This window comes from Gluconobacter sp., from assembly GCF_047723935.1.
GTDB lineage: Bacteria > Pseudomonadota > Alphaproteobacteria > Acetobacterales > Acetobacteraceae > Gluconobacter.
The window spans coordinates 48,143-61,472 of sequence record NZ_JBDOBO010000007.1; the positions used below are offsets into that span (position 1 = coordinate 48,143).

The 13,330-nt window shown below is 58.9% G+C and carries 11 protein-coding genes; 2 read left to right on the forward strand and 9 right to left on the reverse strand.

Going from position 1 to position 13,330, the window contains the following annotated elements; translation table 11 throughout:
* Positions 1–113: 113 nt before the first annotated feature.
* The 9 genes from ABF979_RS05345 to gltX form a co-directional block, all read right to left on the reverse strand.
* Entirely contained in the window at positions 114–1,262 is a 1,149-nt protein-coding gene (locus tag ABF979_RS05345; protein ID WP_415558312.1) for an OmpA family protein, read from the reverse strand.
* Positions 1,263–1,404: 142 nt separating this feature from the next.
* Positions 1,405–1,746, reverse strand: a complete 342-nt coding sequence (locus tag ABF979_RS05350; RefSeq protein WP_415558314.1) for a DUF1491 family protein — start codon at positions 1,744–1,746, stop codon at positions 1,405–1,407.
* A 26-nt stretch (positions 1,747–1,772) separates the two neighbouring features.
* The gene (locus tag ABF979_RS05355) at positions 1,773–3,461 is read right to left on the reverse strand and encodes a S41 family peptidase (protein WP_415558356.1); all 1,689 of its coding nucleotides are present in this window, start codon (positions 3,459–3,461) and stop codon (positions 1,773–1,775) included.
* A 169-nt stretch (positions 3,462–3,630) separates the two neighbouring features.
* On the reverse strand, positions 3,631–6,336 hold the full coding sequence (gene topA, locus ABF979_RS05360) for a type I DNA topoisomerase (protein ID WP_415558316.1): 2,706 nt from the start codon (positions 6,334–6,336) through the stop codon (positions 3,631–3,633).
* A 20-nt stretch (positions 6,337–6,356) separates the two neighbouring features.
* Complete coding sequence (dprA, locus tag ABF979_RS05365) at positions 6,357–7,544, reverse strand: DNA-processing protein DprA (RefSeq protein ID WP_415558318.1); 1,188 nt, start codon at positions 7,542–7,544, stop codon at positions 6,357–6,359.
* A gap of 41 nt (positions 7,545–7,585) precedes the next feature.
* Positions 7,586–8,215 (reverse strand): glycerol-3-phosphate 1-O-acyltransferase PlsY, encoded by a 630-nt coding sequence (gene plsY / locus ABF979_RS05370; RefSeq protein ID WP_415558320.1) that lies wholly within the window; start codon positions 8,213–8,215, stop codon positions 7,586–7,588.
* Positions 8,212–9,486: a dihydroorotase gene (locus ABF979_RS05375; RefSeq protein ID WP_415558322.1), complete on the reverse strand. Its 1,275-nt coding sequence runs from the start codon at positions 9,484–9,486 to the stop codon at positions 8,212–8,214. Before ABF979_RS05375 ends, plsY begins: the two co-directional genes overlap by 4 nt.
* The gene (locus ABF979_RS05380) at positions 9,483–10,424 is read right to left on the reverse strand and encodes an aspartate carbamoyltransferase catalytic subunit (RefSeq protein WP_415558324.1); all 942 of its coding nucleotides are present in this window, start codon (positions 10,422–10,424) and stop codon (positions 9,483–9,485) included. The genes ABF979_RS05375 and ABF979_RS05380 overlap by 4 nt, the downstream gene beginning before the upstream one ends.
* Positions 10,417–11,820, reverse strand: a complete 1,404-nt coding sequence (gene gltX / locus ABF979_RS05385) for a glutamate--tRNA ligase (protein WP_415558325.1) — start codon at positions 11,818–11,820, stop codon at positions 10,417–10,419. The genes ABF979_RS05380 and gltX overlap by 8 nt, the downstream gene beginning before the upstream one ends.
* 200 nt (positions 11,821–12,020) lie before the next feature.
* On the opposite strand from gltX, the gene ABF979_RS05390 reads away from it, so the two are divergent.
* Both ABF979_RS05390 and ABF979_RS05395 read left to right on the forward strand, forming a co-directional pair.
* Positions 12,021–12,608, forward strand: a complete 588-nt coding sequence (locus ABF979_RS05390) for a cupin (RefSeq protein WP_415558326.1) — start codon at positions 12,021–12,023, stop codon at positions 12,606–12,608.
* Entirely contained in the window at positions 12,605–13,330 is a 726-nt protein-coding gene (locus ABF979_RS05395; protein ID WP_415558328.1) for an NADPH-dependent F420 reductase, read from the forward strand. The genes ABF979_RS05390 and ABF979_RS05395 overlap by 4 nt, the downstream gene beginning before the upstream one ends.

Consider the following 13,330-nt stretch of genomic DNA (forward strand, 5'->3'; position numbering starts at 1 on the left):
CGGGGTTTATCCCCGCTTTTTTTGTATCATTTTTACCGGATCAGACATGAAAAAAGCCGGCACCCAGTCAAGGGCGCCGGCTTTCAAAGCCATTTAAAACGTAAGGCTAACCCTTACTTGAAATCGATTTCAACGCGGCGGTTCTGAGGCTCACGAGCATTCGGGCCTGTCGGAACGAGGGGGTGAGTCTCGCCAAAGCCCTGCGTGGAAATGAGGCCAGCTGCCACACCGTCACGGATCAGCTCAGCCTTCACACTTTCGGCGCGACGGTTGGAGAGGCCGAGATTGTAAGCCTGACCGCGTGCCCCTGGCTGGGCAGCGGACGTGTCCGTATATCCGCTGACTTCAATATGCGTGACCTGGGTCGAAGTGGAGTTCTTGGCAGCTTCAGCCACCACAGACTTCGCACGCTCGCTCAGAGCAGCCGAATCCCAGTCAAAGAAGACCAGATACGTGCGTGTCGGGGCTGGCGCGGGCGCAGCAATCACTGCTGGAGCCGGTGGTGCAGGCGGCGGAGCCGGGTTGAACTCGTAGCGCAGGCCGAGGAGCAGCGAGTGATTGAAGTTCGTGCGGGTATCGCGGTTGCCCGTGGAAGAGCCATAAGCCTGCTTCTGATCCCAGCCGCCGTAAACGCCTGTCGCCGTAGCGTGATGACCGTTAGGCCCAAGCAGGGAGTAGAAACGGTATTCTGTCGTGGCAGAGAGACCAACTACCCAGGGAACAGGGAAGGACAGACCGAAGATGCCCTGATAGGCGAAGTTTCCTGCCGTACCGGTGACGTGCTGGTCGAATGCACCGCTGGGTGCATGAACATAGGTGTTCATGGACTGCCAGCCGTAGCCTACGCCTGCGCCGAAATACGGATAAACCCAGGACTGCCCGATATCCATGTCAAACAGGGCATTTGCCATCACGCCGTAGCTCTGCTGGCGACCGCCGACAGAAGACGGGAACAGGCTGCTCTTGAACTGCTGGAGACGATTGTTGCGGTAATTTCCCTCAACCTCGACCCGGAACCCGTTTCCGAGGCCCCAGCCAACGCTGCCGAGTCCCGTGACGCCTGCCTGATAGTGGTCACGGCCGCTCGGGAAGACAGGAGAAAGACGGACTGTCTGATCCTGGTTGAAGCTCGCGCCGCCAGACCCGGAAACGTACAGTCCCCTGACCGGCTGCGCCTCTGCGGCCCCCATGACCAGCATCGAAACGCCTGCAGTGAGCCCGGCCCGGGCAAGCCAGGTCCTGAAAACGGATCGCTGCATCATGTCATTTCTCTCCAACCAACCCAATTTGAAAGTCTTCTTGCCGAAACTACAGGCGATGGCAACGCGCCGAACCCTTTAATGGGTGATGCGAAAGTTTCACAATGGGCATGTTCGTCGCCCAGTGTGTCCTCCCTCCCACAGTTCAGTGCATCACGTCCAGATCTGCGCGACGCGAACCGAGTGTTCGTTCCAGCGGCGTGGCCACATTCCGGACTTCCAGTTCAATGACCCAGAGGTCTGGATCATAACGCCGCTGGCGTTCCAGATAGTCTTCCAGACCGGCTGCATCCTGAATGTCTGCCCGAATCCAGTCCGAACCATTTTCACGGAGGAGGGCGACATTGTCGTCGCGGTCCCTGAGAACGATCAGGACGGCTCCGGCATCTTCATCCCCTTTTTTCAGGACCATGGCGGACGTGCCGTCGGAAGAAATCCGTCGCATCACGGCGCGCACCCAGAGACCTGTTTTTAAACGTGCACCCATGAAAGTTCCGTCCATATCCTGAAAAGTTAGTGCAGAGGTGCGGTATTTTCGTCAGGGACAGCTTCAAGCGCTGCCTTGTAGGCCGAAGCAGAAGATAGCATGAATCTTGCCGTGTCCATGTCTGCGTCTGTCCCAATCGCTGCCGGGCAATGACGTCGAATGTCCAGAATTCTGGCAACAGGAACAGGGTAGCGCGCTGCCCGAGCCATCTGAACGGCGCCTGCCTGCGGGGCATTTCCGTTTTTCAGAGCTTCAAGCTGTGTATGAAGGTCATCGCTCCCCCGCGACGTGCAAACCTGAGGCATGACGCCCAGACCTTGAATGGGCCAGCCCAGCGGGGCCTGATTGCGGCTCCATGTCACGAACAGCTCGCCGCCATTGGGCATCTGGCCAATCACCTGAACCAGACCCTTACCCAGAGTCTCGCTACCAATGACGACGGCCCGGCGATGATCCGCCAAGGCTGCCGCAAGAATTTCTGCTGCACTTGCTGTGCGACCATCCACGAGAATGACAATCGGCGCTCCACTTGTCATGTCGCCGCCTTGAACGGCCCAGATGTGGTTGGCCTGAGGATCGCGGCCATGCGTCGTGACTGCTACGCCATGATCGAGGAACAGGGCGGCAGCCGTAACAGCCTGTTGAAGAACGCCGCCACGGTCCCCGCGCAGATCGATGATGATCCCGGCAGGGCGCTTTGCTTTGCCGGTTGGCTGTCCGGAACTGGAGCCATCGGGTGTATCGTCTTCCACAACCTGATCGAGATACTGACTGATTTCCTCAGCCGTCTGGGTCGAAAAGGAAGTGATTTTCAGAAGGGTGTATGTATCCACCGTAGACGCGAAAACGGTTTCAGGCGGAACCTGCGCTCTCATGATCTTCAAGGTTGCCGGACGTTTTCCCTTGGACGCGAGAGCCAGAGAAACGGCCGTACGTTCGTTGCCTTCCAGCCAGCTCTGCACAGTGTCCGGAGACTGACCGTGGGTCGACTTTCCGTTCACCGAGATCAGGCGCTGCCCCATGTCCACCCCAGCCTCCCAGGCGGGCCCGTTGGCATTCACAGCCGTCACGACGATCGAATGGCCTTGCTGCCCCAGTGTTAGGCCTACTGTACCGCTCTGACCCGTACGTCGTGTTCGGTCCGCGACAGCCGGTGTTGGTCCCAGATACCGCGAATAGGGGTCCATGTGGTTGAACAGCTCATCAAAGAAACCCTGAAGCAGCGCATCATCGCCTGCCTCCCGGATTGTGGATGAATGAGTCCAGGCAGAGTCCATGGCGGCAGTTACAAGATCTGCCCATCCAGTGCGGTTGTTGTCGGCGGGAAGGGAGCGCTTGAAGAACAGCTTCTGACCGCGCGTCAGCGTCACGGTCTCAGGTGTGTGCTGACCATCGTGGTCCTCGGCAGCGTTCGTTGTCACGATAATCGTAGGATCAATCGCCGTCAGACCGTCCAGCCCCCAGATGCAGAATTCGCGGGGGGAGTGAGCGTCCAGCGTCCGAGGGGCCAGAAACCCGAGAGCTGCCACGAGAACATCCCTCGTTACCCCGGCAGAGAAAGCCGGTGCAGCCTCAGGAGCAGTGGGTGTGCTTACTGGCGGCGTGCCTTGGGCCAGAACTGGCCGGACGGGTGCCCCCAGCGCCAGCGTGACAAGGCTGAGGATAAAAACCGGGCGGCACGCCGTCTCGCGAATATGCGACAGAAGCAGGATCATGGGACGTGCGGCATGGCGCAAAGAGGGGTCCTTGAGGAGAGGCGGAAAGAAGGAAGTTGTTACCCCATCCATCTTTTGACCACGCCACAAACTTCGGCCCCGGTAAAGACACACCAATGACATTGTTGGAGGGAGTGCAAGTGAGTCACACCCCCTCCAGAGTAACGGTTCAGGCGTCTGAGGAAGGGTCTGCCGCCGTTTTCCGCTTTTTTGTTGCGGACCCGGCTGTTTTCCGCGCCGTTGAAGTTTTTGTTGTGGCACGGGCCGTCTTTTTCTTCGGAGCTTCTTCGCCAGAAGTTGCATCCACATCCGAAGTTTTTTTGCTTGTTGCCGTTTTGGCTGGAGCCTTCTTAGCAGTCGTCTTCTTGGCTCCACCCTTCAGAGGCTTACCCTTCTCCGCTAGAAGCGTCACGGCCGCATCGAGCGTGATGTCGTTCATGTCCTGATCTTTGGGGAGATTGGCGATCAACTGGCCATGCTGCGCATACGGACCAAAACGACCCTTGCGGATCATGACCGGCTCACCGTCCTTGGGATGTGCTCCCAGGTTGCGGATGGAGGCGAGCTTCTTCGCCAGGCTGTCGACTGCCCGGTTCAGCCCAACCGTCAGGACGTCATCGTCCTTGTCCAGCGTGCCGTAAATCGCACCCATTTTCACATAGGGCCCAAACCGTCCAAGGCCAGCTTCGATCTTTTCCCCTGTTTCCGGATGCATCCCAACCAGGCGGGGTAGGGACAGAAGCCCCAGAGCCTGCTCCATGGTCATGCTGTTGCCGTCCAGCCCCTTGGGGATGGTTGTACGCTTGGGCTTGGCCTTCTTGTCTTCCGGGTTGGGTTCTCCCTGCTGGACATACAGTCCATAGGGCCCACGACGAATGGTGATGTCCTCACTGGTGTCCGGGTGCTGGCCCAGAACCTTGATACCGTCCTTGAGCCCCTCATCCGCACCGTCATCAGCGACCAGACGTCGCGTGAACTGGCAGGTTGGATAGTTGGAGCAGCCGATGAAGGCGCCAAACTTGCCAAGACGCAGCCCCAGACGGCCTGTGCCGCAGGATGTGCAGACCCGTGGATCAGTGCCGTCTTCCTTGGGTGGGAAGAAGTGATCGCCCAGATCTTCGTCCAGAGCGTCAATGACGTCCGAGATTTTCAGATCTTTTGTCTGATCTACGGCTGCTGAGAAGTCATGCCAGAAGGCTGCCATGACATCGTGCCAGTCAGCCCGGCCACCGGAAATGTCATCCAACTGTTCTTCGAGAGACGCTGTGAAGCCGGTATCGACATAACGCTCGAAAAAGGACGTCAGGAACGCTGTGACAAGGCGTCCTCGGTCTTCCGGCAGGAAGCGCTTGGCTTCCAGTCGAACGTAGTTACGGTCCCGCAGGACACCCAGAACAGAGGCATAGGTGGAAGGACGACCAATGCCGATCTCTTCCATTTTCTTGACCAGAGACGCTTCGGAATAGCGCGGCGGCGGCTGGGTGAAGTGCTGTTCAGCATCAACAGCCGTCGTCGCGACGCGGTCCCCTTCCTTCATGGCAGGAAGCAGCTTTCCGTCGTCGTCTTCCGCCTTCGAATCGTCCTTGCCTTCGATGTAAAGCTTCAGGAAGCCATCGAAGGCAATCGTCGAACCCGTTGCCCGGAGCAGTGTTTGTCCGCTGGCATCCGCCAGGGTGACTGCAACCTGATCAAGCTCGGCAGATTGCATCTGTGACGCAACGGCGCGCTTCCAGACCAGTTCATACAGCCGCCGTTGTTCAGGAGACAGCGCATGAGCGACCTGTTGAGGTGTGCGGAACACATCCGTGGGGCGCACGGCTTCATGCGCTTCCTGCGCATTCTTGGCTTTGGTCGAATAGGCGCGTGGATAATCCGGCACGTACTCGTCCCCAAACGCCTTGCCGATATGCCCGCGAATCGCACCGATTGCCTCTTTGGCCATCGTGACGCCATCGGTTCGCATGTAGGTGATCAGACCGATCGTCTCACCACCGAGATCCACGCCTTCATAAAGTTGCTGGGCCGTGCGCATCGTTGTCTGCGCGCTCATGCCAAGCTTGCGGGAGGCTTCCTGCTGAAGCGTAGAGGTCGTGAATGGCGGCGGTGGGTTGCGCTTCGTCCGTTTGCGCTCGACAGAGCGAACGGTGAACTGACCTGCCTGTACGATGTCGCGAGCTTCAAAGGCCAGCTGTTCGTTATTGAGATCGAACTGGTCGAGTTTGTCACCGCGCAGATGGGTAAGGCGCGCCTGAAAAGCTGCTTTCGCCGGAGTATTGAACCCGCCAGTAACGGTCCAGTATTCCTTCGGCTTGAAAACCTCAATCTCGGCTTCACGCTCACAAATGAGGCGAAGCGCCACGGACTGCACACGGCCAGCACTCTTGCTGCCCGGCAGCTTGCGCCAAAGCACTGGCGACAGCGTAAAGCCCACCAGATAGTCCAGCGCACGACGGGCCAGATAAGCGTCAATCAGGGGCTGATCCAGCTCACGCGGGCCAGCCATCGCAGCAGTGACGGCAGATTTCGTAATTTCGTTGAAGGTGACGCGATGAACATCGATTCCCTTCAGGAGCTTTTTTTCTTCAAGAACACTGCGCACATGCCACGAGATTGCTTCACCTTCGCGATCCGGGTCAGTGGCCAGATAAAGGTTCTTTGCTCCCTTGAGAGCCTTGGCAATGGCCGCAATCTGTTTGGCGCCTCGGTCGTCCGTCTGCCAACTCATGGCAAAGTTCTCGTCCGGGCGTACGCTCCCGTCCTTGGGCGGCAGATCCCGCACATGGCCGAAGGAAGCAAGAACGGTAAACCCGCTTCCCAGATACTTGTTGATCGTCTTGGCCTTTGATGGGCTCTCGACTACCACAACGTCTGTCATTGCCACTCCGGTCTTCCGCGTCACTTCCTGTTCGGCTGTAACGCCACGCGCCCGCCGGGCACGAACTCCACGACACCCCCAAGCTCAAGCTCAGTCAGTGTCGACAGTACTGCCGAAACGGAGAACTGGCAGCGGCGCATCACCTCGTCAACTGTTACCGGTGTCATGGAGAGAAGCGGAAGCACCTCAGACAGTACAAGATCGGGGTCTTCCCAGTGATCCTCCGCACTCACATTCCATGCTGTGTAAGGTTCTGAAAAGCCTTGCAAAATACCAGGTTGATGCGGCTGCTTTACCCATGGAGGTGAAAGGGGAGCCGGGAGCTCGGAAGGGAGGCAAGAAAGAATATCCTGCACATTTTCCGTGAGCGTCGCTCCGCGCCTTAAAAGCTCATTGCCGCCGCGAGACCGCGGATCGAGTGGCGAGCCGGGAACGGCATAGACTTCTCTGTCGTATGAGATCGCCAGACTGGCCGTAATCAGCGTTCCGGAATGCAGTGCGGCTTCCACAACAACGCATCCGAGAGAGATCCCAGCAATCAGCCGATTGCGGCGAGGAAAGTGCCGCGCTTGGGGAACGGTCCCCAATGGCGCCTCTGTCACCAGGCACCCGCGTTCGGCAATACTGGCCTGCAACTTTGCATTTTCTGGCGGGTACACGTGATCCAGCCCTCCAGCGACAGCCGCCGCCGTCAGGCCGGGATAAAGGGCTGCCTCATGAGCCGCCGAATCGATCCCACGGGCCAGACCTGAAACAACGCAGATTTTCGAGTTCGCCAGCTCGGCAGAGAGGCTTTCGGCCATGCGAATGCCCGCAGCAGAAGCATTGCGTGCTCCCACAATGCCGACAGAGCGCAGAGAGAGTTTAGCTGGATCTCCCTGAACAAAGAGCACAGGTGGAGCGTCTTTGATGAAGGACAGCATCAGGGGATAATTGGCGTCCCCCCGGATCAAAACATTTCCGCCCATTTTCCGGAGGGTTTCAACTTCATCGGCCATCTGGTTAGCCGATGGAATCACCGGAAGATCCACACGCCCAGCATGACGCATCCGTTCAGGAAGTGCGGAGAGAGCCGCAGTCGGGCTGCCATATTGGCAAAGCAGCCTGGAAAAATTGATCGGACCCACGCCCGGCGTGCGAGCAAGACGCATCGCGTCGAGTCGCTCTTGATCAGACAACCGGAACGGTGGAGCAGAAAACGTCGTCATGTTCTCGCTCCTATCCGAATTTCATTAACGGTTGCTTAAAATCAGGATGATTTTGTCTTGGCGTTCACCCGAGGTTCGTTGCCCGTCAGCAGACGGACTATATTGCTATAGTGTCGCACCCAAATCAGGAGGGCGATGAGAAACGTCGCGACAGGAACGGGAGAACTGGCACCCCGGCCCAGCACGACAACCATCAAAATCGGCGCGACAAGAAATGCTGAAAGCGCTCCAGCCGACGAAATCCGGCTTATCCGCGCTATGGCGAGCCAGACCACGCAGCACGCCACACCAACAGGCCAGCACAAAACCCAGATTGTCCCGAGTCCTGTGGCAACGCCCTTACCGCCCCTGAATCCCAGCCAGACGGGGAAACAGTGTCCGACCACCACTGAGACTGCCGCTACGGCCATGGCGAGTGACGGCGGGCCACCACCGAACCGAAGCGCCAGAAAGACCGCCAGCGCCCCTTTTAGAGCATCTAGAAGAAGGGTAGCCGCAGCCAATCCCTTACGACCGGTGCGTAAAACGTTCGTGGCGCCGATATTGCCAGAGCCGATCTGGCGAATGTCCCCGCCGCCGCTGAGGGCGGTCAAAATCAATCCGAACGGAATACTGCCCAAGACATACGCGACTGCCGCGACAAGCAGCAGGTTGGGATGAGACAGCGTCATGCCAAGCCCTCAGCCGTGAAAACCTCGCGGCCTCGTCGGAAGGTCCGCAGGACTCGTCCTGTCAGCTTCTGACCATCAAACGGCGTATTCTGAGCCCGGCCCGGTAGTTCGCCAGCCGTTACTTCCCAAACGGCATCAGGGTCGAACAGGCAGAGATCGGCATCCTGACCAATTGCCAGTGTTCCAGCCGAAATGCCCAGAAGAGCGGCAGGAGCACAGGTGACAAGACGCAGGGCATCCATCAGAGGTAGCCCCGCGCCCAGCGTAACACCCAGGAGCGTGACAAGACCTGTCCCCCCTGCACGCGCCTGCGCGAACGGAAGACGTTTGTCGTCCGCATCTGCCGGGGCGTGATCAGATGCCACGGCGTCAATCGTGCCATCGGCAAGAGCCGCACAAACCGCTGCCCTGTCTGATTCCGCACGGAGCGGTGGGGAGAACTTCGCGTAGGTACGGAAGTCCCCAATGTCTTCTTCCGTCATGGCGAAATAAGGGGGCGCTGTGTCACATGTTACTTTGATGCCACGTGTTTTTGCTGTTCGGATCAGATCCAGCCCTTCGGCCGTAGAGACGTGCGCGAAATGCAGTCTCGCCCCAGTCATCTCGGCCAAACGAAGATCGCGGGCAATCATGATCGCCTCAGCAGCGGCCGGAACCTGCGGCAGGCCTAGCCGGACCGCCAGCGCACTGGCGGTCGCGCAGGCGCCTTTTGCCAGCGAAGGTTCTTCCGGGTGCTGCACAACCAGCGCGTCAAGAAAGCGCGAATAGGACAGCAGATTGCGCATCTGCTTGGCGTCTGTGATAGCACGCGTGCCATCGGTGAAGGCAACAGCTCCTGCATCCTGCAACAAGCCCAGCTCAGCCATGTCTCCACCCTCACAGCCGCGCGTCAGCGCGCCATAAGGGTGAATGGAGACCATACCCGTCTCTTCGCCGCGCACCTTCAGAAGATGCACCAGAGCCGGATTATCGATCGCTGGAGAGGTGTTGGGCAGAACGGCCATGGTGGTAATCCCACCCGCTACGGCAGCCCGTGCGCCTGACTTCACACTTTCTCGGTATTCGAAGCCCGGTTCACCCAAGGCAACACGCATATCCACAAGCCCAGGGCACAGAACTGCACCCTGACCATCAATCACGCGCGCGCCTTCTGGCGTCTCGGGGCTGTCGATAGCGGCGATGTGGCCGTCTTCAACCGTCAGGCGTCCGATGTCATCTCGGCCAGATGCTGGATCGACCAGACGGACATTTTCAAAAACAGTAATCGTCATGAGGGCACCCGTGCGCGTGACAGGCGATCAAGAACGGCCATACGCACCGCCACACCCATTTCCACCTGTTCAGCAATCACGCTCTGGTCCGAATCTGCTACATCAGAGGCAATCTCGACACCTCGGTTCATGGGGCCAGGATGCATGACCAGCGCACCCGGGTTAGCCAGTGCCAGACGGCGGCTATCCAGACCGAAAAAGCGGAAATACTCGCGCGAACTTGGTACGAGACCGGCGCCCATTCGCTCTTTCTGAAGCCGCAGGGACATGACGACGTCTGCGCCCTTCAGGGCCTCGTCCATGTCCGAATACAGCGTGACGTTCCCAAGCTCTGCCATGGCGGACGGTAGAAGCGTTGGCGGTCCAACCAGGCGGATCGTATTTCCCATTGCGGTCAGAAGGTGGATATTGGATCGCGCGACCCGGCTGTGACCCACATCTCCGCAGATCGCAATGGTCAGACCTTCCAGCCGCCCGAAATGACGACGGATGGTCAGAGCATCCAATAAAGCCTGAGTTGGATGTTCATGCGTGCCATCCCCAGCATTCACCACGCTGGCTTCGACCTTCTGTGACAGCAGGGCCGGTGCACCGGACTGACCATGACGCACGACAAGCAGATCGCAGCGCATGGCATTCAGCGTGGATGCCGTATCCAGCAGTGTTTCACCCTTGTTTACCGAACTGGTCGCGACCGTCATGTTTATGACGTCTGCGCCAAGGCGTTTGCCCGCCAGCTCAAAACTGGTGCGGGTACGGGTGCTGTCCTCAAAGAACAGATTGATGACTGTCCGGCCCCGCAGCGCATCACGTGGTGCGGAACGGGAACGGCTCAGGAGTGCATAGCTCTCCGCCAGATCGAGGAACGGAGCAATTTGCCCCGCTGTTAGCCCCTCGATTCCCAGCAGATGCCGGGGGACGGATGGCCGCTCAGGCACTGAGCACACTCGCAATGCGGGCCAGAACCTCGTCACGGCCAAGAGCGGCCAGCGTCAGGTCAATGCCCGGAGATGTCGTGGACCCTGTCATGGCTGCCCGGAGCGGCTGAGCTACGGACCCAAGCTTCAGTTCGTTCTTCTCGGCATAGGCGCGGAGGGCACCATCGATGGCTTCCGCTGTGAAATCCGGCAGAGCTGCCAGATCATGCCCAACGCCTTCCAGAACCTTGCGACCATTTTCGTCCAGCAGCTTCTCAGCCTTGGGCGTGAAGGTCAGAGGCAGCGTGAAACCTGCGAAGGCAGCGTTATCCGTAAGTTCCACCAGCGTCTTGGCGCGTTCCTTGAGGCCGGACATCATGGCCAGAACACGGCCGCGCGTCCGGTCATCAGCAACAACGCCTTCACGGCCTTGCAGACGCTCCAAAACATCGTTTGTGAGACGCTCATCGTCAGCCTGACGCATCCAGACACCATTGAGATGTGCCAGCTTCACATAATCCATACGGGACGGGGAACGACCGACGCCATCCAGATCGAACAGCTTGATCTGCTCTTCACGGGACAGAACCTCAGCATCACCATGGCCCCAGCCCAGACGGAGCAGGTAGTTGCACAGGGCTTCCGGCAGATACCCTTCCTCGCGGAAGTCCACGACGGACTGTGCGCCGTGACGCTTGGACAGCTTGGCGCCATCCGGTCCATGAATGAGCGGCAGGTGAGCGAAGTGCGGCAGATCCCAGCCCATCGCGCGGTAGATCATGGCCTGACGGAAGGTGTTCGTCAGATGGTCATCACCGCGCATGACATGGGTGATCTTCATGTCATGGTCATCACAGACCACGGCGTGCAGGTAGGTCGGCGTGCCGTCGGAACGCAGGATGATCAGGTCATCCATTTCCACGTTCGCAACGCGGACTTCGCCCTGCACCAGATCCTTGATGACGGTCTCGCCCTCACGTGGTGCCTTCAGGCGAATTACGTAAGGCGCACCTTCCGGTGCCTCGGACGGATCACGGTCACGCCAGGTGCCGTCGTAACGGGGCGGGCGCTTCTCGGCCATGGCCTTCTCGCGCATGGCCGTCAGTTCTTCTGGCGTGCAATAGCACTTGTAGGCTTCGCCTTTGGCCAGAAGCTCAAGAGCGACTTCCGTATGGCGGTCCTGTCGGGCCGACTGGAAGACAGGTTCGGCATCGGCCGTGATTCCCATCCAGGCGAGACCGTCAAAGATCACGTCCACGGCACGTTGCGTGGAACGTTCCTTGTCAGTGTCCTCAATCCGCAACAGGAATTCGCCACCGTGATGGCGTGCGAAGAGGAAATTGAACAGAGCAGCCCTGGCATTACCAACATGCAGCAGGCCCGTAGGGGAGGGTGCAAAGCGCGTACGGATGGTCATGCGGCTCTCATATCATGGTCATGCGGCACGGGCCATCCGCATCGTTCGACCATAAATTGTGTCACTCTTTTGCAATGTGTTGCCTTTAAGTGTCACAAGGCCGTTACATGAAGAAAAACCCGGTTTTTCAAGCGTGTGTGATTTCCTGCACCAAGGACGCGTTCCCTATCCTGACTCCAGTATTTCCACTGGGGGTGATCATGGACAGGCGAGATTTCAACGCCATGCTGACGGGGGTCGGGCTGACTCTGGGGAGTGGCCGCATCCGGAAGGCCGCTGCGTCTTCCGCACGGGTTGAGACCTTTATGCTCCGTTCCAATGGATGGGTGCCCAACAACGAGCGTCTGCCCGTCATTCTCTATCGGAATGTGCTTGAGAGCGGCGTGGGCCGTGAAGATGTCTATGAGCAATTGTTCGGTCAGAACGGTTGGCCTGCGAGATGGCGGAATGGCGTCTATCCTTTCCATCATTATCATAGTCTGGGCCATGAGGTTCTGGGGTTTTCCAATGGGTCTGCCAGATTGGTCCTTGGTGGCCCTGAAGGGCGGGATGTGGAGGTTCGCGGCGGTGACGTCGCCTTGCTTCCCGCAGGAACCGGTCACTGTAATCTTGGGTCTACAGAAGATTTTACGGTCATTGGGGCTTACCCGCCAAATCAGTCCTTTGACATCCTGCGAAGCGCTCCATCGGCAGAGCAGTTGGCCCGGATCAACGCGCTGACATTTCCTTCGATCGACCCCGTCCAGGGTAAGGGCGGTTCTCTGTCCCGAGAATGGCACCCTTCATGAAAAATTTTCCTCTCCGTAGACGCCCCTTTCTTGCGGCTGTTGCCGGATTGGCTGCCGTCGGTAGCGCGGCAATGGCCGATTCGCCTCGTGAGCTTCCTGGCATCGGCATTATTGGGTCCGGTCAGGTCGGACGAACACTGGCTGCCCTCTGGGTGCAGGCGGGCTATCGCGTCATGGTTTCTGCCCGCAATATCGAGGATGCACAGGCTCTAGCGCAGACCCTCGGGCCCCTCGCGTCTGCTGGCACGCCGCTTCAGGCTGCTGCTTTTGGAAAAATTGTGGTTCTTGCTGTCCCTTATGGTGCGATTCCCGCTCTCGGACGGGATCTGAACCGGACACTGACTGATAAGGTCGTGATTGATCCCGCCAATCCCTATGTGGGCCGGGACGGGTGGATCGCTGATGTTGCTCTCAGAGACGGAGCCGGCATCACGACACAGCGATATTTCCCTTCCGCGCATGTCGTGCGGGCCTTCAACTCCATCGACATGACCAGCCTGCGTGCCGAAGCACACCGGCCAGACCCACGTCTGGCCTTGCCGATCGCAGGCGATGACACGGCGGCTGTGCTTAAGGTCAAGGATTTGGTCGAGGCTGCCGGACTGGATCCGGTCGTGACGGGAGGCCTCGCCAGTGCCCGACTCTTCCAGCCGGGAAGCGCGGGCTTTGAGCTGGAACGGGACGCTGCGGGTCTCAGAAGCGCGCTGCACCTTCATAACTGA